Source organism: Leclercia sp. LSNIH3 (genome assembly GCF_002935105.1).
Taxonomy (GTDB): domain Bacteria; phylum Pseudomonadota; class Gammaproteobacteria; order Enterobacterales; family Enterobacteriaceae; genus Enterobacter; species Enterobacter adecarboxylatus.
In genome coordinates this window covers 3,801,824-3,826,981 of sequence record NZ_CP026387.1, presented here as the reverse complement: position 1 = coordinate 3,826,981, position 25,158 = coordinate 3,801,824, and the positions used below count along the sequence as shown (strand labels likewise).

At 59.3% G+C, this 25,158-nt stretch carries 14 protein-coding genes and 3 pseudogenes; 6 read left to right on the top strand and 11 right to left on the bottom strand.

The window, feature by feature from the left end:
* Positions 1–12 precede the first annotated feature (12 nt).
* The 7 genes and pseudogenes from C3F35_RS18555 to C3F35_RS26890 all read right to left on the bottom strand — a co-directional run bounded on the left by C3F35_RS18555 (position 13) and on the right by C3F35_RS26890 (position 12,200).
* Positions 13–1,377, bottom strand: a complete 1,365-nt coding sequence (locus C3F35_RS18555) for an HlyD family type I secretion periplasmic adaptor subunit (protein WP_059349855.1) — start codon at positions 1,375–1,377, stop codon at positions 13–15.
* Positions 1,364–2,881 (bottom strand): annotated as a pseudogene (locus C3F35_RS18550) (type I secretion system permease/ATPase); the annotation flags it as partial. The gene C3F35_RS18555 and the pseudogene C3F35_RS18550, both read right to left, overlap by 14 nt.
* 1 nt (position 2,882) lies before the next feature.
* Positions 2,883–3,736, bottom strand: a protein-coding gene (locus C3F35_RS18545) for an IS5 family transposase (protein ID WP_104456750.1) whose coding sequence is annotated in 2 segments (ribosomal slippage) — positions 2,883–3,380 and positions 3,383–3,736 — 852 coding nt in all. Because the reading frame shifts where the segments join, the coding sequence is not laid out codon by codon here.
* Positions 3,737–3,796: 60 nt separating this feature from the next.
* Positions 3,797–4,462: pseudogene (locus C3F35_RS18540) on the bottom strand (cysteine peptidase family C39 domain-containing protein); the annotation flags it as partial.
* Between the two features lie 96 nt (positions 4,463–4,558).
* Entirely contained in the window at positions 4,559–5,908 is a 1,350-nt protein-coding gene (locus C3F35_RS18535) for a TolC family outer membrane protein (RefSeq protein WP_103793017.1), read from the bottom strand.
* A gap of 179 nt (positions 5,909–6,087) precedes the next feature.
* Complete coding sequence (locus C3F35_RS26725) at positions 6,088–7,431, bottom strand: hypothetical protein (protein ID WP_146054052.1); 1,344 nt, start codon at positions 7,429–7,431, stop codon at positions 6,088–6,090.
* Positions 7,428–12,200, bottom strand: coding sequence for a hypothetical protein (locus tag C3F35_RS26890; RefSeq protein ID WP_199770257.1), 4,773 nt, complete (start codon positions 12,198–12,200; stop codon positions 7,428–7,430). The genes C3F35_RS26725 and C3F35_RS26890 overlap by 4 nt, the downstream gene beginning before the upstream one ends.
* A 103-nt stretch (positions 12,201–12,303) precedes the next feature.
* On the opposite strand from C3F35_RS26890, the gene C3F35_RS26720 reads away from it, so the two are divergent.
* Positions 12,304–12,480, top strand: coding sequence for a hypothetical protein (locus C3F35_RS26720; RefSeq protein WP_158251936.1), 177 nt, complete (start codon positions 12,304–12,306; stop codon positions 12,478–12,480).
* Positions 12,481–12,958: 478 nt separating this feature from the next.
* Here C3F35_RS26720 and C3F35_RS18525 read toward each other — a convergent pair whose 3' ends face one another.
* The 4 genes and pseudogenes from C3F35_RS18525 to C3F35_RS18510 form a co-directional block, all read right to left on the bottom strand.
* Positions 12,959–13,300 (bottom strand): hypothetical protein, encoded by a 342-nt coding sequence (locus tag C3F35_RS18525; RefSeq protein ID WP_032612914.1) that lies wholly within the window; start codon positions 13,298–13,300, stop codon positions 12,959–12,961.
* 26 nt (positions 13,301–13,326) lie between these two features.
* A complete protein-coding gene (gene lapD / locus C3F35_RS18520) occupies positions 13,327–15,273 on the bottom strand; it encodes a cyclic di-GMP receptor LapD (RefSeq protein WP_059307453.1) in 1,947 nt (648 codons plus the stop codon).
* A gap of 9 nt (positions 15,274–15,282) precedes the next feature.
* Positions 15,283–15,978, bottom strand: coding sequence for a cysteine protease LapG (gene lapG / locus C3F35_RS18515; protein ID WP_032612919.1), 696 nt, complete (start codon positions 15,976–15,978; stop codon positions 15,283–15,285).
* A 36-nt stretch (positions 15,979–16,014) separates the two neighbouring features.
* Positions 16,015–17,649 (bottom strand): annotated as a pseudogene (locus C3F35_RS18510) (Mur ligase); the annotation flags it as partial.
* A gap of 85 nt (positions 17,650–17,734) precedes the next feature.
* Here C3F35_RS18510 and C3F35_RS18505 point away from each other — a divergent pair.
* The 5 genes from C3F35_RS18505 (at position 17,735) to lpxP (ending at position 25,154) form a co-directional block, all read left to right on the top strand.
* Positions 17,735–18,658: an alpha/beta hydrolase family protein gene (locus tag C3F35_RS18505; RefSeq protein WP_233211664.1), complete on the top strand. Its 924-nt coding sequence runs from the start codon at positions 17,735–17,737 to the stop codon at positions 18,656–18,658.
* A 10-nt stretch (positions 18,659–18,668) separates the two neighbouring features.
* Positions 18,669–22,043: a CapA family protein gene (locus C3F35_RS18500; protein WP_103793019.1), complete on the top strand. Its 3,375-nt coding sequence runs from the start codon at positions 18,669–18,671 to the stop codon at positions 22,041–22,043.
* Positions 22,044–22,201: 158 nt separating this feature from the next.
* Positions 22,202–22,555, top strand: a complete 354-nt coding sequence (locus C3F35_RS18495) for a hypothetical protein (protein ID WP_032612923.1) — start codon at positions 22,202–22,204, stop codon at positions 22,553–22,555.
* On the top strand, positions 22,552–23,997 hold the full coding sequence (locus C3F35_RS18490) for a hypothetical protein (RefSeq protein ID WP_103793020.1): 1,446 nt from the start codon (positions 22,552–22,554) through the stop codon (positions 23,995–23,997). Before C3F35_RS18495 ends, C3F35_RS18490 begins: the two co-directional genes overlap by 4 nt.
* A 236-nt stretch (positions 23,998–24,233) precedes the next feature.
* A complete protein-coding gene (lpxP, locus tag C3F35_RS18485; RefSeq protein WP_098946260.1) occupies positions 24,234–25,154 on the top strand; it encodes a kdo(2)-lipid IV(A) palmitoleoyltransferase in 921 nt (306 codons plus the stop codon).
* The last annotated feature ends 4 nt before the right edge of the window (positions 25,155–25,158 follow it).

Below are 25,158 nucleotides of genomic sequence, written 5' to 3'. Positions count from 1 at the left end.
CTGTATCCCCGCTTAACGCTCGCGGAACGCCTCCGCTTTCGCGCGCAGGATCGGTTTCAGCAGATAGGCCATCACCGTTTTCTTGCCGGTAATGATATCCACCGAAGCCACCATCCCCGGAATAATCAACAGCGGCTTCTCATCCGTACCAAGGTGATTTTTGTCGGTACGCAGACGAATAATATAAAAACTCTTCCCGTCTTTGTCGGTCACCGTATCGGGGCTGATCTGCTCCAGCGTGCCCTTCAGCCCGCCATAAATGGTGTAGTCGTAGGCAGTAAATTTCACCGTCGCTTCCTGGCCCGGACGCAAAAATGCGATGTCCTGCGGCCGAATTTTGGCCTCCACCAGCAGTTTGTCGTCCAGCGGAACAATCTCCACCAGGTCATTACCCGGTTGGATCACGCCGCCAATGGTGTTGACCAGCAGCTGCTGCACGACGCCGCGAACCGGCGAGGTGACCAGCGTACGGTTCACCCGGTCGGTGATCGCTTTGCCGGAGGCCTCTATTTTACTGAGATCGGTTCGCGCCTCGTTAAGCTGCCCCAGCGCCTCGCTGCGGTAACGCCCCCGCGTTTCACTGACCTTGCTCTCAATCTCCTTGATGGCCGCTTCCGCCCGGGGAATGGCAAGGGTCACAGAGTCCAGTTGCCCCTGAGTTTCCACCACACCCCGACGCAGACGGAGCACTTCTACTTTTGAGATAGCCCCTTTTGCCACCAGAGGTTCAGACATGCTGACCTCCTGCTGCTGCAGCCCCAGGCTACGCCGGTACTGGCTGGCCTTGCCCTGGAAGTCGAGCAACTCCTGCTTCTTCTGTACCAGCTGTTCATTAAGCCCGGCCAGCTCGCTCTGGATACGCTTGTTCACGCTGGCGAACAGTTCCATCTCGCCATTGGCGATATCGGGTGCCTGCTGAACAATCTCCGGGGCCAGGGTCAGGGTTGAGGCATCGTTGAGTTGAGCGGTCAGCCGCTGGATGCGCGCCTGTAATGCCAGCCTGTCAGCTTGTGTCTCACCGGCGTTAGAACGAAACTGGGTATCATCCAGACGCAAAAGCGGCGCCCCGGCTTTTACTACCTCGCCTTCGTGAACAAAGACCTCAGCCACGATCCCGCCTTCAAGGTTCTGCACCTTCTGCAGGCGGGACGAAGGAATGGCCCGCCCTTCCCCGCGCGTCACCTCATCAATGCTGGCCAGCGAGGCCCAGAGGATCATGGCGATAAAGAAGGCAAAAATCGCCCACAGCGTGACGCGCACCACCCGCGGGGCATCATCCAGCAAGGCTTTGTTGACTTCATTGGTGGTGAACGGCGCGGGCTGTTTATCGCCCGACAGCCAGCTCATCAGGCGGCTAAGCGTATCAACGATTCGCATGAATTTGTCCCTTCTTCAGCGCACTCATCACGCTCTCTTTCGGGCCGTCGGCAATGATTTTGCCGTTATCGACAATGATCAGACGGTCCACCAGCGTCAGCAGCGACGCACGATGCGTGACCATTAGCAGCGTTTTGTTGCTGATGACCGGTATCAGCGCCTTTTTAATCAGATCTTCGCTGGTGTTATCCATCGAGCTGGTAGGTTCATCCATCAGCAGCACCGGGGGATCGAGCAGCAACGCGCGCGCCAGTGCCACCGCCTGCCGCTGGCCACCCGAGAGACTCATTCCCCGCTCGCCCACCTGCATGTTGTACCCGGACGGATGACGACGGGCGAATTCATGGACCCCGGTCAGGGTGGCGACCCGCAGCATGGTTTCGTCGTCAACATAGCTGGCACCGTAGACCAGATTCTCGCGCAGGGTGCCGCTGAACAGGTGGATATCCTGCGGGGCATAGCCGATGTTATGGCGCAGATCGTGCACATCGATCTGGCGGGCATCGATGCCGTCTATCAGCACATTGCCGCTGTCAGGCTGGTAAAACCCCACCAGCAGTTTCGCCAGTGAGCTTTTACCCGACCCGCTGCGGCCGATGATCCCCACCTTCTCGCCGGGCTGGATCGTCAGCGAGACATTGCTGAGGGAGGCGTACTGGTTGCCCGGGTAGACAAAGGTAACGTCGCGCAGCTCAATGGCCCCGGAGAGCGTCTCCCGCTTCAGCGGCACCTCGTTGTCCTGCACCTCCTGCTCCAGCCCCATCATTCGGTCGATGGTGCCTTTGGTCATCCGCGCGCGCTGATAGCGGGTGATCAGGCTGCACAGCTGGCCAATGGGCATCATGGCGCGGCGGTGCAGCAGGTAGCAGGCAATCAACCCGCCCATGCTCAGGTTGCCGCCAATAATGATGTAGACCCCGGCCACGATAATGGCCACGCCGCTGAACTGCTGCAGCCAGGCGGTAAAGTTCACCGCTACATAGGAAAGCGACTTCACCCGCAGCTCCAGCTTGCTGAGTTGCCCGGTCAGATGTTCCCACTGATACTGGCGCTCGCTCTGGGCGTTATTAATCTTGATGGCATCGAGGCCGGTCAGCGTCTCCACCAGCATCGCCTGACGTTCATTGGAAAGCTGGTAGGTTTTCTTAACCCGCGACATCAGCGGGCGCTGGATCAGCCAGTTCACCAGCAGCGCCAGGGGATAGGAGAGCAGCGGGATAAACACCAGCGGGCCACCGATGATGCCAATCACCAGCAGGATCAGCAGCGTAAATGGCAGGTCGATAAAGGCGGTCAGGGTCAGCGACGAAAGAAAGTCGCGGATCGACTGGAACTCCTGGAAGTTCTGCGCGAAGCTCCCCACCCGCTGCGGGCGTAGCTTCATCTTCATCCCCAGCAGCCGCTCGAACAGCGCCGAGGAGACCACCAGGTCGGTCTTTTTACCCGCCAGGTCAAGGCAAATGCCACGCAGGATCTTCAGGACAAAGTCGAACACATACGCAATGCTAGGCTTTGTACGAAAAGTATTGCCGCATGCAACGTAGGCTGCAGGCCAAGGTGACCATGGCTGCAAAGCTCTTGGCCAGCTTGTCATAGCGAGTGCCGATCCTGCGATTTTCTTTCAGCCAGCCAAACATCCGCTCAATGATGTTCCGTTGCCGGTATTTGGGCCGGTCAAACAGTCGGGGCAAGCCAGGTCGAGGTTTGCGCGGCATAGCGCGCAATGGGATTACCGGCTGCATTCGGTAACGGTCGCAGTACTGGCGCAGGTGCTCGGCATCGTATCCCTTGTCAGCCAGCAACCACCGGCTACGTTTACGCGGTCGTCCTGGCTTGCCAGCAATTCTTACAGCATCCAGCAGCGGCTGAGCGTGGGAGACATCACTGGCTTGTCCTGGTGAAAGCCTGAAATGCAATGGCACGCCATTGGCATCGCACACCATGTGAATCTTGGTGGTCAGACCGCCTCGACTGCGCCCCAAGGCATGGTCTAACGGTTCTTCAGGCCCCCCTTTTTCCCGGCGCCTGAAGAGGCTCGGGTTGCTCGTACTGCGGTGGAGTCGATCATCCAGGTGTCCAAGTCGATCAGTCCTTCCCGGTTCAGCCGAATATGCAGACGCTCCAGTACTCGCTCGAATGTGCCGTCGTCGCGCCAGTCACGAAAACGCTGATACACCGTTGACCAAGGCCCAAAGCGTTCAGGCAGGTCGCGCCAGGGAGCGCCCGAGCACAGGATCCACAGAATTCCGTGGAGAACCTGACGATCATTGTTGCGAGGACGGCCCATTTTCTGTTCTGGAGAAACCAAATCCTTGATCAGCTCCCATGACGCATCAGAAAGTTCGTAACGCCTTGCCATACGGGCCTCCAACCGGTCATGGCGGCAATTTTAGCCACAACGACTTTTCGTACAAAACCTAATGCCGATCGCCAGTACCCACAGGGTGGCAGTCGCCTGGTTGGGCACGACCCGGTCATAGACGTTCATCACAAACAGCGGGGCGGCAAGCGCCACCAGGTTAACGAGGAAGCTGGCGACAACCGCATCCACGTAGAGGAATTTCGACAGTTTGAGCGTGTCCTGGAACCAGGCCGTGGTGCGTGGCAGCGTGGCCGTCGGCTGGGCATCAAACTCATGTTCCGGGGAGATGAAAATCACCCGGCCGCTGTAGTTTTCCGCCAGCGTCTCGGGTGAGACGGTAATCTCACCGCCTTCAGTTTCACTGGGCATCAGACGTGCGCGCTGTTGGTGATCCCAGCCAATCAGCACCGCGGTCTGGTTGTTTTTCAGCAGCAGAACGGCGGGCAGAGACATCGCGGTAATGTTTTCCAGCGGACGTTGCACGACCCGCGCCTTTAGCCCTGCCCGTCCGGCGGCTCGCGGAAAGGTCTCAATCGTCAGCGTATGGGCCTCCAGCGGCAGGCCGGTGGTCAGGACGTTGCGGCTGGTGGCAATGTTATGCAATTTACAGACGATCATCAGCGCATCCAGCAGCGGATCGTCATGGCTTTGCCGCGGATCCTGTCTGCCCTGCGTCTGCGACGTGCTCTCGATGCGATCGGGGGAATCAATGTCAGGCGTCATTCTCTGCCTCAGTGTTCTGCAGACCGATGCCGCAGATAAAAAAGAGAGGGTTGTCCCGGTGTCAGCCGGAATAACCCCCGTCAGCCTTCAAAGGCCCTATTTTAACTCAGGTAGCTCTGCCTGGGTACGTTGCGCTTGATCGAGCGGCTGCGCTGCCGACGGTGCCTGAATGTTCAGGTTTTTGAGCAGCTCACCGGTACGGGCGCTGATGCGGTAGGTGGTAAACATATCGACAAACTGCAGTTCAACGTAGCGGCGCTGAGCGCTGAACACTTCGTTTTCGCTGTCCAGCATATCGAGCAGGGTACGGTCGCCCAGGCTGAACTGCTCCTGATAGGCGCTACGCACCTGCACGCTGCGATCGGCATACTCCTTCGCGATAGGCACCTGCTGCCCGGCATTTCTCAGGGCGTTCCAGGCCAGACGCAGATCTTCGTTCAGCTGGCGCTGGGCATTATTTTTCACATCCTGCGCCTCTTTCATTTTGTAGGCGTAAGAGGTGAGCGTTGCCTGGTCGCTGCCGCCGTTATAGAGGTTGTAGCGCATACGCAGCATCGCCTGCCACTCCTGGCTGTGCCCGCGGGTGCCATCAATGTTGTTATCCATGGTACGACCGACTTCAACATTCACATCCGGGTAAAAGCGCGATTTTGCCGCCTCGTACTGCTGACGGGTCGCTTCTACATCGGCATCGGCCTGTTTCAGCAGCGGGTTGTTTTCCAGCATCACAGCACGCGCGGCGTCCAGCGAGGCGGGAACGGCGAGTTTAGTGGGCATCACCAGGGTATCAGGCTCTTTGCCGGTGATGCTCTGGTAGTTGGCGCGGGAGTCTTCGAGGTTGGTTTGCTCGGTCAGCAGGTTGTTGCGCGCCTGTGCCAGACGGGCTTGTGCCTGCTCAAAGTCTGCCTGACGGCCAACGCCTTGCTCGGTACGCAGGCGGATCTGATCGAACACCCGTTCGTGATTCTTCAGGTTATCTTCTGCCAGTGCCACCATCTTCTGGCGCATCAGCACGTCGAGATAGCTCTGGATAGCCTGCAGCGCGGTGGATTCGCTGGTATTCAGCACCGTCCAGGCACGTGAGTTGACCGTCGCTTTCTGGCGGCCCACTTCGCTGGTCGTGGCAAAACCGTTGAAGACGTTCTGGCGCAGGTTGATGGCAGATTCGCTGCGGTGCAAATCACGCAGATGATCGCCTGCCGCGCGGGTGCTGGCGTTATCGGTTTGCTCCCAACCGGTACCGGCGGTGAGATCCAGCGTTGGCAGATAGCCACCTTTGGCAGCGCGAAGATCCTGATCTGCAGAATAGCGGCTATTCACCGACGCGTTAACTTCCGGGTGCCAGAGCAGGCTGTCTTTTACGGCCTGCTCAAGCGTAGTGGCCTGGCCCTGCGTTGCGCTCAACACCAGCGCCGCACCCATCACAATCTGACTGTACTTTTTCATTTTGTTGCTTTTCCTTCACATCCCTTGATTATTGGTCAATACCCACCAGAGAAAATCCCATTAGACCGAGGGAAAAATGCATCCTGCGCGTTAATGTTCGGACGGAATCCTTCGTCTGAGGTCAATTCAAATCATCTTTGTTGCCGCGCAGAGTCAACTGCACTCTGCGCGGCGGCCGATCAGGCATGCTCTTCCGGTTTTGCGATCAGATTATCCAGCATCGCGTCATTACCGGCGTCGTAGCCGTCCGTTCCGGCGATCTCGCCGCCTTCAGCAGGCACATGCTCAATCTCCGCCTGGTCGTCGGCCGCACCACTCTGCGGACCCGCCTGAATCAGGGTGCTGAGATCGTTATGCCCTTCATCATGGATGAGATCGCTAAAGTTCAGCTGCTCGTCCTGCCCCGGGCTGGCGCTCTGCAGTGTGGTAAAGGCTTCACTCTGATCATCGCCCGGCAACGCATGATCGGCCGATGCCGTCGGCGTCTCGTTATGCTCTGCAGTGGTGCTGAGCAGCAGATTGTCATCGTCAATTAACGAAGCGGCGTGATTGTCAGCCTCCAGGCTGCTGGTATGGGTCTGCTTATCGCTCTCCTCGGCGTCATGATCGGCATGGCTATCCTCAACGCTGTGGCTGGCCATCAGCGAGTGCTCGTCGTCCACAGCATCATCAGCATGCTCTTCCCCACCGTGGCTTTCGCTCACGAAGGTCCCCCCCTCTTTGCCATCAACGGTAAAGTCGGTTTCGTGCTGATCGTCTGCGGTAGAACCGACTTCCAGCGTGATCTCACCGAAATCGCTCTTACCGTCCGGGAGTTCAACGCTGACCTGGCCGATAAAGTGCGAGGTGTCATTATCAAAGGTCAGGTGATAGACCTTATTCTCCGCGTCGTAACTGACGCTGGTGTAGTTACCCGTAAAGGTCGCATTCTCAGGAATGCCCCCCAGAGAGAGGCTGGTCAGGTGGTCACTGTTATCTGAGCTTTCGAGATTTATGTCGAGGTTCAGTGTGGCCGTGGTAGTGACCGTGGTATCGCCGCCGTGGCTGGAGGATGGGCCGTCACCAAAAATAACGCCCTCGATGCCGTTGGCATTCTGGAACGGCGATTTCCCGGTCTCGTTATCGACCACATGCAGGTTATCTATGTCGTTGTTTTTGTTGTTCTGCGGATGATCGACACCGGTGACGGTATAGTCAGCCTCATTACCCTGAACAAAGATATAGTCCTTACCTTGATCGCTATGCGGTAAGCCCTGGTTGCCGGTGATGCCGTTGATCGGCCGGAATTCATAGCGATCCTGCGGCCAGTCGCCCTGCTGGTAGTAGCCACCCGTATGGTCACCTACTACAAAGATATCGGTATGGGTCTTGCCGTCGTTATTGGCGTTGGCGTTACCCTGGCTGTTGTAGTAGTGGATCTGATCCGGGCTGTCGGCCTTCGGCACGAAGTCGCCCTGAATCTTACCGTCCGGGCTATCCGGGGTCAGCCAGACGTGCACGTTACTGCCGATCGCTACAATCACGCCATTCTGGATATCGTAACCGTTCGGATCGCCGCTGCCGCCGTTAATGTGGATGATCTTGTCATCTGACGTCTCTGTCGTCTTATCACCAGGGGTGACGGTGACGGTGAGTTTGACGTCGGCATCGGCATCGGCGTCGGCATCTGCATCTGAATCGGCGTCAGCGTCGGCGTCTGAATCGGAGTCGGCATCTGCATCAGAATCGGAGTCGGCGTCCGCATCGGCATCCGCGTCGGAATCGGCATCCGCGTCGGAATCGGCATCAGAATCGGAATCGGCATCAGAATCCGAGTCTGCATCGGCATCTGAATCAGCATCAGCGTCGGAGTCCGCATCAGCGTCCGCATCCGCGTCGGCGTCAGAATCGGCATCCGCATCAGCGTCTGCATCGGCGTCAGAGTCGGCATCTGCATCTGCATCTGCATCTGCATCTGCGTCAGCGTCAGCGTCAGCGTCGGCATCCGAATCCGCATCGGCATCGGCATCTGCATCTGCATCTGCATCAGAATCGGCATCTGCATCTGCATCTGCATCTGCATCAGAATCGGCATCTGCATCAGAATCGGCGTCTGCGTCGGCATCCGCGTCGGCGTCTGCATCAGAATCGGAATCGGCATCTGCGTCAGCGTCGGCATCAGCGTCAGAATCGGAATCGGCGTCCGCATCCGCATCCGCATCAGAATCGGAGTCCGCATCGGCATCGGCATCGGCATCAGAATCGGCGTCCGCATCCGCATCGGCATCTGAATCAGCATCTGCATCGGCGTCAGAATCGGCGTCTGCGTCGGCATCCGCGTCGGCGTCTGCATCAGCGTCGGCGTCCGCATCCGCGTCAGAGTCAGAATCGGAGTCGGCATCTGCATCAGAATCCGCATCTGCATCTGCATCGGCGTCAGAATCGGAGTCGGCATCGGCATCAGAATCGGCGTCCGCATCCGCATCCGCATCCGCATCGGCATCGGCATCGGCATCGGCATCGGCATCTGAATCAGCATCTGCGTCCGCATCAGCGTCGGCGTCAGAATCGGCATCAGCGTCTGCATCAGAGTCCGCATCGGCATCGGCGTCGGCATCGGCATCGGCATCGGCATCGGCATCGGAATCGGCATCGGAATCGGCATCAGCATCCGCATCCGCATCGGCGTCTGCATCAGCATCGGCATCAGCATCGGCATCCGCGTCAGCATCCGCGTCGGAATCCGCATCCGCATCGGCATCCGCATCGGCGTCAGCGTCCGCATCCGCGTCTGCATCGGCGTCGGCGTCAGCGTCTGTATCCGCATCGGCATCGGCATCAGCATCAGAATCGGCGTCAGCGTCTGCATCTGAATCAGCATCAGCGTCGGCGTCAGAATCGGCATCTGCATCAGCATCGGCATCTGCATCAGCATCAGCATCAGCATCGGCATCAGCATCAGCATCAGCATCAGCATCGGCATCGGCATCAGCATCCGCGTCGGAATCGGAATCGGCATCCGCATCGGCGTCAGAATCGGAGTCCGCATCGGCATCAGCGTCGGCGTCCGCATCAGCGTCGGCGTCCGCATCCGCATCAGAATCGGAGTCCGCATCGGCGTCTGCATCAGAATCTGCATCTGCGTCGGCATCCGCATCCGCATCTGCGTCGGCATCCGCATCAGAATCGGAGTCCGCATCGGCGTCTGCATCAGAATCCGCATCCGCGTCAGCGTCGGAATCTGCATCGGCGTCTGCATCAGAATCTGCATCTGCATCAGCATCCGCGTCGGCGTCAGAATCGGCATCTGCATCCGCATCCGCATCTGCATCTGCATCCGCATCTGCATCTGCATCAGAATCGGAGTCCGCATCGGCGTCCGCATCGGCATCGGCATCGGCATCGGCATCGGCATCAGCGTCTGCATCCGAGTCCGCATCCGCGTCAGCGTCGGAATCCGCATCAGCGTCAGAATCGGCATCGGCATCGGCATCGGCATCAGCGTCTGCATCCGCATCCGCATCCGCATCGGCATCCGCGTCAGCGTCAGAATCGGAGTCGGCATCGGCATCCGCGTCGGCATCCGCGTCAGCGTCGGAATCCGCATCAGCGTCAGAATCGGCATCCGCATCGGCGTCAGCGTCCGCATCAGCGTCTGCATCGGCGTCCGCATCTGCGTCGGCATCAGAATCGGCATCAGCGTCAGCGTCAGCGTCAGAATCGGAATCGGCGTCCGCATCCGCATCAGAATCGGAGTCCGCATCGGCATCTGAATCAGCATCGGCGTCTGCATCAGCATCCGCGTCGGCGTCGGAATCTGCATCCGCGTCAGAGTCAGAATCGGAGTCGGCATCAGAATCTGCATCAGAATCTGCATCTGCATCTGCATCCGCATCCGCATCGGCATCCGCATCTGCATCTGCATCAGCATCAGCGTCTGCATCCGCATCAGCGTCGGCGTCAGAATCGGAGTCCGCATCGGCGTCGGCATCCGCATCAGCGTCAGAATCGGAGTCGGCATCCGCATCAGCGTCAGCGTCAGAATCCGCATCCGCATCAGCGTCTGCATCGGCGTCTGCATCAGCGTCTGCATCCGCATCAGCGTCAGAATCGGCGTCTGCGTCGGCATCTGCATCCGCATCAGAATCGGCATCCGCATCGGCGTCAGCGTCCGCATCAGCGTCTGCATCTGCATCCGCATCGGCATCAGCGTCTGCATCGGCGTCCGCATCTGCGTCGGCATCAGAATCGGCATCAGCGTCTGCATCTGCATCTGCATCTGCATCTGCATCTGCATCTGCATCTGCATCTGCATCCGCGTCGGCATCTGCGTCGGCATCGGCGTCCGCATCAGAATCGGCATCGGCGTCTGAATCGGCGTCCGCATCCGCATCGGCGTCAGAATCGGCATCTGCATCGGCGTCAGAATCGGCGTCGGCATCCGCATCTGCATCTGCATCTGCATCCGCATCAGCGTCGGCGTCCGCATCCGCGTCGGCATCGGCATCTGCGTCGGCGTCAGAATCGGCGTCTGCGTCGGCATCTGCATCCGCGTCGGCGTCAGAATCGGCATCGGCATCGGCATCAGCGTCCGCATCAGCATCAGCATCCGCATCCGCATCGGCGTCTGCATCAGCATCGGCATCTGCATCTGCGTCAGCGTCAGCGTCGGCATCCGCATCGGCATCGGCATCCGCGTCCGCATCAGCGTCTGCATCGGCGTCCGCATCTGCGTCGGCATCAGAGTCTGCATCAGCATCAGCATCCGCGTCGGCATCAGCATCTGAATCAGCATCAGCGTCGGCGTCGGCGTCAGAATCGGCATCTGCATCGGCATCGGCATCAGCATCAGCATCGGCATCAGCATCCGCGTCGGAATCGGAATCGGCATCCGCATCGGCGTCAGAATCGGAGTCCGCATCGGCATCAGCGTCGGCGTCCGCATCTGCATCAGCATCCGCGTCGGCGTCAGAATCGGCATCGGCGTCGGCGTCGGCGTCAGAATCGGCATCTGCATCTGCATCTGCATCTGCATCGGCGTCTGCGTCGGCATCCGCGTCGGCGTCTGCATCAGAATCGGAATCGGCATCTGCGTCAGCGTCGGCATCAGCGTCAGAATCGGAATCGGCGTCCGCATCCGCATCAGAATCGGAGTCCGCATCGGCATCTGAATCAGCATCGGCGTCTGCATCAGCATCCGCGTCGGCGTCGGAATCTGCATCCGCGTCAGAGTCAGAATCGGAGTCGGCATCAGAATCTGCATCAGAATCTGCATCTGCATCTGCATCCGCATCCGCATCGGCATCCGCATCCGCATCTGCATCTGCATCCGCATCCGCATCGGCGTCGGCGTCGGCGTCTGCATCAGAATCGGAATCTGCGTCAGCGTCGGCATCAGCGTCAGAATCGGAATCGGCGTCCGCATCCGCATCAGAATCGGAGTCCGCATCGGCATCTGAATCAGCATCGGCGTCTGCATCAGCATCCGCGTCGGCGTCAGAATCGGCATCGGCGTCGGCATCAGAATCCGAGTCCGAGTCCGCATCCGCGTCAGCGTCGGAATCTGCATCCGCGTCAGAGTCAGAATCGGAGTCGGCATCAGAATCTGCATCAGAATCTGCATCTGCATCTGCATCTGCATCTGCATCCGCATCCGCATCTGCATCCGCATCCGCATCTGCATCCGCATCCGCATCTGCATCCGCATCGGCATCCGCATCCGCATCTGCATCTGCATCGGCGTCAGAATCGGCGTCGGCATCCGCATCTGCATCCGCATCTGCATCCGCATCCGCATCTGCATCCGCATCTGCATCGGCGTCAGAATCGGCGTCGGCATCCGCATCTGCATCCGCATCCGCATCCGCATCTGCATCCGCATCCGCATCGGCGTCTGCATCCGCATCGGCGTCAGCGTCCGCATCAGCGTCTGCATCGGCGTCGGCGTCGGCGTCGGCATCAGAATCGGCATCAGCGTCTGCATCGGCATCTGCATCTGCATCCGCGTCGGCATCGGCATCGGCGTCCGCATCAGAATCGGAGTCGGCATCAGCGTCGGCGTCTGCGTAGGCATCCGCGTCGGCATCCGCGTCGGCGTCAGCGTCAGCGTCCGCATCCGCGTCAGAATCGGAGTCGGCATCTGCATCAGAATCCGCATCTGCATCTGCATCGGCGTCAGAATCGGCGTCGGCATCAGAATCGGAATCGGAATCGGCATCTGCGTCAGCATCAGCATCAGCATCAGCATCAGCATCCGCATCAGCATCCGCATCCGCATCCGCATCCGCATCCGCGTCAGAATCGTCAGTATCAAGCAGCGTTATTTCTTCCGGGCGCTCATCGTCGGGGAAATCAAGGCCGATTGTCGGGTAACCGGCATTAGGGTCAACAACCTCAGCGGTTAAATCGAGCACGACGTGGGTATGCGATCCGCCGCCGCTGCCGCCTGGCTCACCGCCAGAGTTGCCAGGCTGAGGGCCTGCGGCTGGCGCCTCCAGGGTTTGCGTCGGGTCCTGCCCGTCGGCAATGGCCTGCTGAATAGCCGCGATGTCCTGCTGCTGGGCCGCCGTGGCGTCTGTAGCCACGTGCCCTGAGCTGTCCCAGTGGCTGTCCCGTCCCAGATCAACCTGTTTGCCGTCCGCCAGCGATAAGGAAATCGCGCCGGTCGGCCCGGTCTGAACTTGTTCTCCGTCGAGGATCCTGTCGCCTTCCGTCAGCAAACGCTTGCTGCCGTCAGGACTGACTGCGAATACCTGCCCTATTACTGCTTTGACGATCCCGGATACGCCGCTCATATATTGTTTCCCTCAATCCTGTTCACGCCCAATTCATCCATTGCTCAGGCTTAGAATGCTAAAAGAGAATTAAATCTGTATTAGTAATTTGCTGTGCAACACCGACAAGGATACACCCCTTAGCAACAATTTTATTGATGTAGGCCCGTGTCAGGTCTCTATATTAATTGATGGCATGTATCATTTGGAATCTAAATAACATGCACTACCAATAAAAAGAGTAAAACCATTAACTTCAGATTAATGTTGATTAATCCCGCCGTATAACGAAAGCGACTCAAATAAGCCCTTCATCATCATCTGCGATTAATCCTTCCAGCCCACTCAGCGAGCGGCGCGCCTGCGCACGACTGGTGAGTTTCGCCTGCGCGGCTGGCGGCAGGTCGGTAATGGTTATGACACCTTTGCTCATCAGCACCTCGATAAGGTCCTCCAGCACACGCACCATCTCAAGGTCGCTCTGCCGCAGTTGATACAGCGTGGCTTCGCGGATCTCTCGCTGGCGCATCCACTCGTCAATCTCGGGTGTGCACAGGTCATGCTGTTCCGTCATTGTGGAAAAAGGTGTCAGCTCCACCCGAATAATTCGTTTTTCCGTATCGCGTTCTACGTAATACATTTCCAGCCTCCATTCAGACTGTGAGGTTAATTTCCACCCAGCGTACTGGCGTCAGCGAAATAGCGCCCCATCGCGCCATGCAGACCAATTTTTTCCAGAATGGCCAGTTCACCCGCTGTTTCCACACGTTCGGCAATAAGCGGCAGATTAATCTGGCGGGTCGCCCAGTAAATAGCCTCAATAAACAGTTTTTTATCGTCCTCGCTGTCTATATCGCGAATATAACTGCCATCAACTTTAATCCAGGCCAGTCCCCACTGCGGTAAATTGCCGATAAGGTGGAAACGACCACCAAAATGCTGGATCCCCAGACGACAACCCAACGCCTTCAGACGACTGACCAGCACGTTTACGCGCTCGACGTCGGGAAGCTCATTTTCATCCAGTTCCAGGGTCAGCCAGGCAGCGAGCTGCGGTACGCCTTTCAGCGGTTGCAGCAGGGCGTTCAGGCTCTGGTCGTCCGCCACGCTGGCACCGCTGATACTCAGCGCCAGCGGGCGCGGCGATTTTGCCAGCTCTTGCAGGGTCTGCTGAAGCATCACGATATCCATGCGACGGCTGAGATCGAGACGGTGGATCCACGGCATAAAGCGTCCCGCTGGCACCAGTTCCCCGTCCTCGGTTCTGATGCGGGCCAGGATCTTATGATGCTGTACCCCCTGCGCGTTATTACAGGCATACACCGGCTGGGAAAAAAGCTCGAATGCGCCGTGGGTCAGCACTGCGTCGAGCCGGGTGTACCAGCTGTGATGATCCTCTTCGCGCTCCGTCGCCGAGGTGGTATCAGGGCTGGCAAAGAAGCGCATCTCCGTTTCCGCTCTCGCCAGCGCCTGGTCTGCCTGCGCCAGCACCGCCTGCGGCGTATCGCCAATATTAAAAGGAACCAGCGCGAAGTGGGCTACCGGCGAAACGTCGCTCATGCCCATCTCAGACAGCGCCTTGAGCTGCGTGCTGAGGGTATTGCTCAGGTTATCGAGATCCTGCCCGAGGATCTGCGGGGCGATAATGGCGAACTCCCCGCCGCGCACGCGGGCAACAAAGCCTTCGTTGTGAAAATAGTTGCGCTGCAGGCCGGTGAGAATATTCGCCACCGCCACCAGCAGCTGATCGGATTTCGCTCCGCCCAATCGCTGGTTGAGGCCCATCAAATCCTGAACCCGCAGCAGCAGGATGTGCCCGGCGGCGTTCTCTTCATCGCTCAGGCGTGACTGTAGCTGAATATCAAACGCGCGGCGGTTGCTCAGGCCGGTCAGGCTGTCGTGATAGGCCTCCTGGCGCAAGGACTCCGTGCGCCGGGCCTGCTCGCTGAACAGCGCCTTAAGCTGGGTCACCATCATGTTGGTCGCCTCTACCACCCGGCGTAACTCCGGGGTCTTCGGCAGGGCCGATACGTTGAGAAACTCGCGGCGGCAGATCGCCATCGCCTGGCCGACAATATAGTTAAGCGGGCGCAGCGTACGCCGTAACAGCAGGGTGGCGGCAAGCACAAACAGCAGGCTACAGCCGATCAGCCATAAAAAGCTGGCGACGATACTGTTCCACAGGCGGGCCAGGGCAAACATCGGATGGCTGACCACTTCAACCCGGGCGACCTGCGTCCAGCCGCGCATCACAATGGCGTCGCCTTCGCCGGGGCTGAGGTGCACCAGCCGCACGAACCACTGCGGTACGTGACTACTCTGGGGCACATCGCTGCGCTCGATGATCGGTTTATTGGTCTTAATATCGACCACACGGATGCGATAGAAATAGCCGCTGTCGAAGATGGAGTTCACCATCAGTTCGGTCATGGTCGGGTCATCGATATGCGTGGTCAGCGACACCCCCAACGCCGTCGCGGCATCCTGCGCGTGGGCGCTAAGCTGGTTGCGGTACTGCTCCCGCGAGCTTTCCAGGGTCACCACAAAGTTGCCGCAGAAAATGACAAACGTAAATAAACAGATGCCGATCAGTAGCTGTTTATAAAGAGACATGGCCCTATCCTATTCATTAATTACAAATCCTTCTGCACGCATTCGGGTGAGAAGATCCTGCCAGCGGGAGAGCCGTTTGCTGTCGCCCACGCGTTTGTTGCCGCCGGACTGCGGTAGCCATAACCCTTCGCCGTTGAAGGCGTATACGGGAAGCAGATCGGTACGCTGCGTTGCCGGCAAAATGGCGGTTTTAAGATTGTCCAGAACCAGGGGGATCGCCGTGGGGGTGGGATACCATGTCACCACCATGTGCGCCTGGTTCAGTTCGAGTGCTTTTACATAGGTAATACGTAACTGGTTCGCGGGAACGCCCATTTCGCGCAGAGTGAAATATTTCGCCAGTGCAAAATCCTCGCAGTCCCCTGCCCCTTTACGCAGAAATTCAATCGGCGTTGCCCAGTAGTCCTGCTGTTTCCAGACGACGATATCATCCCGGAAGGCCATCCTGGCGTTAAAAAACTGGTTAACCTGCTTCAACTTGTCCTGGATCGTGCCCTGCGACGGTTGGTTAAGCAAGGCCGCCCACTCATCTATTCGCTGTCGGGCAGCCGGGGTCGCCGGGCCATACAGCCGTTCGGTGCGGGTGCTGATGGCACTGAAATCCCACCCGGCACCCAGTCCGGGCGAAATAGCCAGCAATATCACCAGCCAGAGCGACAGCCAACGTCGACAACTCACTGAGAGGCGGGAACGAGGAGGTCGCATGGAGACGGCTCAATGCTCGCCTGTCAGGGCGCGCCAGTGTTGGCGGTACGCGACATAGCCAGAAAGGTAGTGTTCAACATCGTCGATCCGCACGCGGTAGCTATGGTGACGTATAAAAAAGCTGCCGACGATCCGCGCCGGGTTTTTAAAGAACATCGCCAGCTCAGGCCAGAAAAAGCCATTAGCCAGATAGCGGGCGCGGGTCTCCAGCGCCTGGTTGAATACTGCCATGTCGAAGCCCGCCAGCAGATGCTTATGCGGTGAGCTTTCAAGCCGCGCGATCATCCGCGATGCCGCCATCATCAGCTCCAGCAGCGTGGGATAGGTCGTCACCCGGTTCTGCACAAAGTCGAGGTGGTCGCGCACGTTATCCAGCCCAAACTGGTAATAGCGCTCCAGTGGCCGGTACAGCGTCAACTCGTTCACGCAGTAGCTGAGCCAGTGATCGTGGGCCTGCCAGTGCTTCTGTTCGATAAAGTGATCCATCGCCCGTTCGACCATTTCCAGCCAGCGCGGTGCCTTCGTCAGCCCGTAGAGGCGCATCAGCGCGAAAGCCGCTTCGCCGTCATAATAGATAATGCGATGTGCCGCCTTTAGCGACAGATCCCCGGCGTTAAGCACATGCACAAACCCGCCCGTTTGGGGATCCTGCATAAAGCCGATCCCGTTCGCCAGCCGCGCCATCTGCGCCAGGTAGCCATTATCCCCGGTCAGCTCGCTGTATTTCGCCATCGCCAGGATGCACACCGCGTTGCCGCCGAGCTTAATCTCATCCCCGGTATCCACCAGGAAATCGGCTTCGCTGCCATCCGGCAGCGTACAGGTGCGAATAAAATGGGCACAGAGATCGGCCAGCGCCCGCTCGATTGCCGCAAGATGTTCCGGCTGCTGCGTGACTTCCCAGCCTTCGAGCAGGGCATAGGTTGAGCTGGCGTGGCGCAGCGCGTTATAGGTCGGAATGGCGCGATCAAAGCAAGGGAACCAGCCGTACTGGTAGCGCCCGGAAGGGGTGATCTGGCGCGCCAGATAGTCGGTGGCCGAGGCGATCATCGGCTCCAACGCCGTTGCCTGCCAGTCGGGAAGCTGACGATAGCCGCTGTTACGTCCTGTCGATTCGAGGGGCATCAACTGCTCGCCGTCGCAAAACAGCGCCCGGGTGGTAAAGCGCCACAGTGTCTGGTCAGGCTGTTCGGGCCAGCTCAGCACCGCGCCGAAACGACGACGAGAGAAATGGGCCAGATTATTGGCATTTGCCGTGGCGACGCCATGGTCCCCGTGGTAGAGCAGCGCATTGGCGGCGATTTCCTGCTCCAGCATGGCGTAGCAAAACGCCGGATCAAGGCTCAGGCCATAGCGAAAATAGTTACGTTTGGTTTTGGCTAATCGGGCTTCCAGGGTGTCCCAGCGTAGCGCCTCTACCTTATCGACAAGGTCAACCCGCAGCCAGCAGACGTCAGTGCCGCTCTGTTGTTGCCACTGCTGTAACGCCTGCACGCCCTGCTGCCAGGCCTGCTCAAAGGTGTCGCCGCGACCCAGCACAATGTGGGCACGTTGCTGACCGTTGGAGGCGCTAAAAAAGATTGCCCAGCTGGGGCAAATCGGCGGTTTAGGCGCAACGTCCAGCAACTCCATCGCCGGGCGGATTTGCGCTAAAAAGTGGCTGAGCGGCATTTTAACTCCTGATAACGCCAAAGGAACCCTGTCAGAAAAATCCTAACCGATGATAACATTATGTGTGATGCGTTGTGTATTCTGTATGTCTATTGTTTCCTCCGGGGGCGGTGTGTTGAGTCGAGGGTGTGCGTTAGGTTTCCTGCTGCTGATAAGCGTATTCGCTCAGGCTGAGACGCCACTGCTGTGGAACCAACCGGCCAGCCGGGAACAGTGCCCGACCAGCAACGACGCCGCCTGGGTGCAGTACCCTAAGGGCGAGGCCTGCATGCGTTATTTCAGCGCTGGCACGCTGCGTGACGCCCCGCTGGCGCTGGTGGTACTGAAAGGCGACCGGGTTTCACAGATTAAGCGATCCCCCGACATCATCCCCGGTAATACCGCCGAGGCACAGCGCCGTCAGGCCCGGGCCATGCTGCGCCAGACCGGATTGCCGACGATTATCATTGCCCGACCCGGCACCTACGGCTCCAGCGGCGATCACTACCGCCGCCGTCAGGCGGAAGAGTTTCAGGCGATTGCCGCCGCCCTCGACGCCATCAAAGCCCGCTACGGCATTCAGCGTTTTATCCTCAGCGGGCACAGCGGCGGCGCTACCGCCGCTTCAGCACTGCTGACCTTCGGTCGCCGCGATATCGACTGCGCGGTCCTGACCTCCGGCGCCTGGGGCCTGCTGGAGCGGGCGCAGCGTCTGCGCCAGGAGCACAATGAGCCTCTCGCCCCCACGCTGGACGGCACCGGACTCCCTGCCCCCTGGGATCCGCTCGATCATATTAACGGGATCGCCGCCGATCCCCAGCGGCTGATCCTGGTGGTCGGCAACCCGCAGGATCGCAACACGCCGTTCGATCTGCAGGCGCGCTTTGCCGCTGCGCTGCGCGAGCATGGCCACCGGGTCACCCTGCTCGAACGTCCCGCCGCCTCGCCGGAGTACCACGATCTGCTGGGCAATGCCGCTATCAACGCCATAAAACGTTGCCCACAGCGCGGGCACATCCCACACAGGTAAGGATACGATCATGAGCCAGACATCACCCCGCCAACGCCGTGTTAACGCACCGGGATGGACGGCCACCGATCTCGATAAACTGCCCGGCGGCGTCTGGCACAATCGCCCGGATGATGACTGGCGAGCTGAAGACGTCGCCATTTATCATGCTAAGTCGCAACCCACCCGTCCCTGCCTGTTCATTGCCATGGATACCGACACCTGGCTGCGAGGTTCCGGCAATACCGGCATTTATGCGGGCTGGGACGATACCCATCTGTCACTTTCGCGTCACGCCTCGCGCTACTGCGGGGCGATCGTCCAGCGGCGGCTTGAGAATATGCCCCCCGACTTCCCCCAACTGGTCATCGGCAACAGCTATCAGGCACTGCAATGGCTGGCCGAAGAGGCGCGGCGACAGCTGGACGGTAAGCTGGTAGCGATCACCGGTACGGTAGGGAAAACCACAACCAAAGCGATGCTGAGCAGCATTCTTACTCCCGGCATGTCGGTGGTGTCGAGCCGCGAGAGCAATAATACGCGCACGGGGGCATGCCTCACGCTGGCTCGCGCCATCAGCAACCCGCAGGCAGTGGTAATGGAAGTGGCGATCTCGGCCCTGTGGATGCGCAACGGCGGGATCGGACCCCAGATCAAGCCGCATATCGTTATCGTGACTGAAATCGGCATGACTCAGGTAGGCAAGAATGTAACCACCCTTGAGGACGTGGCACGGTTTAAATCCCGCATCAGCCACGGTTTGATTCCGGGCGGCTACGCCATCTTAAACCGCGATATGGCCGGGTATGACATTGTGGCGCAGGGCGTTACCCGCGACGGCGCCCGCATCATCAGCTACGGTTTCCACCCCGCGGCAGACGTACGTATCACGGCGTTTACCCCGGAGGCACACGGAAGCCACATCACCCTCGCCTTGCGCAACCAGACCCTGAGTTACCGGCCAGCGGTGCCCGGTAAGGGCGGCGCGCTCAACTCGGTGGCGGCGCTGATTGCCGCCGATCTGCTGGGCGTCAGCGTGGCGCAGAGTATCAACCGCCTCGAAACCTGGCGTGGCGACGGACAGCATATGGGCATTACCGCTCTGCCGCTGCCGGACGGCGGAGCCGTCACCCTGATTGATGACAGCTACAACGCTGAATACCTGTCGATGCTCAACGCCTTTGAGGTTACGGCGCAGCGCCCCCGAAGCTGCGGGGGCCGGGTGATTGCTCTGCTGGGGCGGATCGTCAATCTCGGGGACCAGGCCGGGGCGATCCACCGCGCGCTGGCAAAACCCCTGCTGGCGGCAGGCTGCCAGCAGGCATTTTTACACGGCGAGGAGATGACGGCTCTGCACGATGCCCTGCCAGCGCCTGTTCGCGGCGGTCACTTTCTCACTGCCGAGGCCCTGGTCGAGGCCGCAGCGCCGAGGTTACGCGACGGCGATATCGTGCTGGTCAAAGGCAGCAGGCGTAATTCCGACTTTAACCGGGTCGTCGGCCTGCTGAAGACCCGCCTCGCAGCGCCGCCTGCGCTCGGGAAAGGGCAAACCGCACGTCTGCTGATCAATCTTTCTACCGGTGAACAGCGGATTTCTGAGCTGAGCGACAGCACCTTTGCGTCGGGCTACCTCAGCCAGTTGTTGCTGACCGCCTGCGTCGCGGAGCGTCTGCTGGCGAAACAAATCACCCTCGAGACCCCGGTCAGCGTTCGCGATATAGCTGCCGCCATCCTGCATGACAACCCCGCGCTTGGCCTGCCCCGGGGTAGCAGCGTACCCGTAAAATCGCTGGTACAGGGGATGCTGATCCATAACGCCTGCGATGCGGCCATCCACCTTGCTGAGTTGCTGGCGGGCAGCAGCGCAGCGGCGCTGAAACAGCTCCGGGCGCTGAGCGCCAGGCTTGGCATGCGCCACACCCATATCAATAACGTCTCCGGTCGTCCCCGCCCCGGACAGCGCACGACGCTGGCGGATGTCGCCAGGCTGGTGCGCCATTTCCACCAGGGCTACCCGCACCTGTTACCCTGGCTGGCTGAGCCTGAGGCGGCGATTGGCGAGCGGGTGTACCGAAAAAGCAGCAACCTGCACAGTGACGGCAGCGCGTGGGGGCAATTCGGTGCGGGCCGCTGGGGCGTTGCGTTGCAGTGGATTGCAGGCGAGCTATGGCTGGCCTGCGCCGCCGGGGCGGATGACGCCTTCCATCTCGACTATCTGCTGGATGAACTTCTTGCCAGCGCCGGGGACAGTCAGCCAGCTCTCGCCCCGGCGCCGGTGGAACGTCATCACCCCCAGCCTGCCGCCACCCTCACCCTGCTGGGAGATACCTATTTTGGCGAGTGGTACACCCGCAGACGCCAGGCGCGGGGAATTGACGATGCCCTGCAGCGCCACGGCTACGACCACAGCTTCGCGGCTATCGCCCCGCTACTGCGCGGTAGCGACTTTACCCTCGCCAACTTTGAAGCTGCCCTGACCACCGACCTGAGCGCCAGCCTGGAAGGCCGAAAACCGTTCTGTCTGACCGGGGATCCGGCCGCCTCGGTTGCCGCGCTGCGTAAACAGGGCGTCGACGCGGTGGCGCTGGGCAACAATCACGCCATGGATGCCGGACTACCGGGTCTGCACAGCACCCTGGCGGCGTTTAATGAAGGCGGGATCGCCTGCATCGGGGCGGGACTGGATGCCCGGCAGGCACATGCTCCGCTGGTGCTGACGGTGGGCGGCAGGCAGTACAAGATTTACAGCGCCTACTGGTATCGACGCTATATGGAGCATGAGTGTGCCTTCTACGCCCGCCCACGCCGCGCCGGTGTCGCCTGTCTGAGCGGCGGGCTGCGTGAGCAGCTGCGGCTGGAGAAAGCCCGCCCCTGTCCGGCCACCACTATCGTGCTGGCCCACTGGGGACTGGACTACCGCTGGACCACCGCCGGACAGCGGGCGCAGGCGAAACGCCTGAGCGAGGCCGGTGCCGACCTGATCATCGGCTCCGGGCCGCATATGGTGGGTGATGCCGCCCGGCTCGGCGAGAGCCTGGTGGTCTACAGCATCGGCAATGCCGTATTTAACAGTAACGGCGAGTATCAGGCACGCGGCATGCCCGCGTACGGTTTTATTGTTCGTCTGCTGCTCGGCCACCCGACGCCGCAGATCCAGCTCCTGCCGATCTATACCGACAATAAAAAGACCTTCTGGCAGCCGCGACCGGTTAACGAGGCTGAGTTTGCCGATCTGCTCGCGCAGTTGAAGGCGCAAGGGATGGCGATTGTGCGGGAGGGCGAGCACGGCGCGGGCTGGCGTGGCATCAACGTTAACGGCGAATGTAGGCTGACTATGCCGCTGGATAGCCGCTTTGGTCTCATGCCATCGGATGACGGGCACGCAATGAATACTCAAAAATCATGAGGCGTGAAGGGTAAGAGGGAATACATACTGACCCTAACGCCGTCTCAACGGAGCGGCGCAAATGTGGAATTTTCAGGGGCTATAACTGCCTGAATGAAAATTCCCGATTACAGTTAAGGAGACATCACTCCGCTGTGATACAGGGTCAGGACAAATTGATGAGCGTGCCACTGCAAAACATCCCCCGCTGCGGGTCCATGCTGTTAGCCCTGATCCTCGCGTTAAGCGGCTGTGCTTCCCATGATAATGCCGCCAGCCGGGGGCGGCCGGTGCAAAAATATTATCGCCCCGCGTACGTTCAGCCCCCGGTGATGCCTGTGCAGCGCGTGCAGGCGTGGTACAACGATGCGCCAGAAGACGAACCGCCCCGCGTAAAAGCGAAAAAACGCCCGCCGATCAAAGCAGCAGAACAACATCAGCCCAGAGCCGTGCCGGTGCTGGATAATTCATTGCCCGAGCAGATCTGGCAACCGGCGATAAGCCGGCAGACGAGTCTGGAGCTGAAATCATGACAGAACGCGCCCTCGGCGAGCTGAGCAGCCGCCCGGATATCCGGCGTCCGGTGCTGCCTCTCTGGCAAAACAGCCTGGTGATTATCCTTACCCTCATCTACCTCATCTGCGAGCTGGCATTCAATTCGCGCCTGCTGGATATGGTGGGAAGCCTCTCCACGCCTGACGACATCCACAGTATGGAACGCTATGGCCGGGCGTTAACCGCCATCGCCGCGGCTCTGCTGGTGCTACAGCTGGTGCTGGCGGGCAACGCCCGGCTGAAAAAACGCGGCATCGCGTTTCCCCCGCTGTATGTGGCAAGCATGGTGTTTTCGCTCTGCCTGCTGACCGGCGTGGTGACCTGGCAGGCGGTGGAACGGGTGATTGAGCACCAGGTCGCGCAAAGCACCGGTGAGTTTCGCCAGAAATCGCTGCTGGCACAGCTCTATCAGCAGTCCTTAATTGACGGGCACCAGACGCTGGAGGGGATCCCACAGGATGAAGACGGTGGGCAGCAGCAGACCTGGACCAGCCCCTCGGGAAAAGCCTTTCTGGCGATGCTGCCGCTGTTGATGAGTTCGGTCAGCCGCTATCACGATCTGCTTGAAAGCGAGGCAGCGCAAAACCTGCGTGACAGCATCAGCGTCCAGGAGGGTGGGACCCTCAACTATTACAAAGCCTGGCTGGCGGCACGTGCAGACATTTATAAGGATTATCTGGACTACCATACCGTTGCACAGAAAAACGTGCGTTATCACGGCGTGATGATCCCGGCTCAACTCGACTGGGAGACATTTTTCATGCTGGAGGTGGTGCAGGACCGGCTGCGTGAGAGGCTGGCGCTTCCCGTCCAGAGCAGGGTTCGTCCTGAATATCCCAAAGAGGATGCGCTGAAGCAGTTTGCTCTTGAACTGCATGCCCCCCATCTTGATTACGCCGTGCAACAGCAACTCCCCCACCTGCAGGCCGCCCTGGCAAGCTACGGGGCGGGCGGCGCGAATGAAAAACAGGGAGAAGATGCGGCGCGCGCGGTCATTGTCCCGCCTATTGCGCTGATGTTCTCGCTGCTCGGCGCGCTTACCCATCTGGCAAAACTGCTTTATTTGCTGCTGCTCCCCCTGAGCGCGGCTCTGTTGTATCTCACGTCGTGGCGTCCGGTTCGCCTCATCAACCGCCATCCGCTAAGCTTTCCGGTGCTGCTGATTTGCCTGCTGCTGGGGATATTCAGCGTGATGAATAACAGCATTACGGCTTCTCCTGCGTATCACGCTTTACGCCATGGGTTGCAGGGTGCAGAAGTGGCGATTACCGGGCAGTCCTCGGCGCTGAGCGGCGGCACCCTGTTGCGGGTTATTCATGCGGTCAGTATCGGACAAAGTTACAGCTATCCGTTAAACCATGCCCTACGCGAAAACGTGTTGATGGGCTTTGATTTTGGCTATGAAACAGATGATAAATAAGGTCTTTTTCGGATCAAAATCTGGCCTGTTTTTTGCCGGTTTTTTAAGCGCGAAGTAGTGTTAGCAGTTGAGATATATCAGTGCTACATTACGCCGCCCAACGTCAACACGCATTATCAGACCAGTCGACCTGTACGGTAACAGCCCGGAACGATTAGTATTAATACGGGTCATATAAGCAGTATGGCGTATCGCCCTTCTGGCGCTACCAACACATTCTTCATAAAGGTTGTTTTATCTTGTCTCAATGCAAATTCACCCTCTCCCTTTTGCACCCGCGTTACTGGTTTACGTGGTTTGGTCTGGGTGTTCTGTGGCTTCTCGTGCAACTTCCTTACCCGGTGCTGCTCTGGTTAGGTGCCACCCTCGGTAGTATCTCGCGTCGTTTTCTGAAACGCCGGGAGTCCATCGGTCGCAGAAACCTCGAACTCTGTTTTCCGGCTTTATCGCCCGAAGAGCGCGAGCATCTGATGACTGGAAATTTTAAATCCATTGGCATGGCGTTACTGGAAACGGGGATGGCCTGGTTCTGGCCGGATCACCGGGTACGCAAGTGGTTCGACGTGGAAGGCCTGGAAAATTTGCAGCGCGCCCAGGCCAAAAACCGCGGGGTGATGGTGATCGGCGTACACTTTATGTCGCTGGAACTGGGTGGCCGTGTGATGGGTTTATGCCAGCCAATGATGGCCACCTATCGGCCGCATAACAGCGCCCTGATGGAGTGGGTGCAGACCCGCGGTCGCATGCGTTCCAATAAAGCCATGATTAGCCGTAATAATTTACGCGGGCTGGTCAGCGCCCTGAAAAAAGGGGAAGCAGTGTGGTTTGCCCCAGACCAGGATTATGGCCGCAACGGCAGCAGCTTCGCCCCGTTCTTTGCGGTAAAAAAGGTCGCCACCACTAACGGCACCTTCGTGATTTCACGTCTATCCAAAGCCGCGATGCTAACCGTGACCATGGTAAGAAAAACCGATAACAGCGGTTATCGCCTGTTTATCATGCCGGAACTGGAAAACTATCCGCAGGAAGAGATTGCTGCCGCAGGCTACATCAACCGGGTGATCGAGAAAGAGATCATGCGTGCGCCAGAGCAGTATTTATGGGTGCATCGCCGCTTCAAAACCCGTCCTGAAGGCGAACCGTCCCTCTACCGTTAGCCCT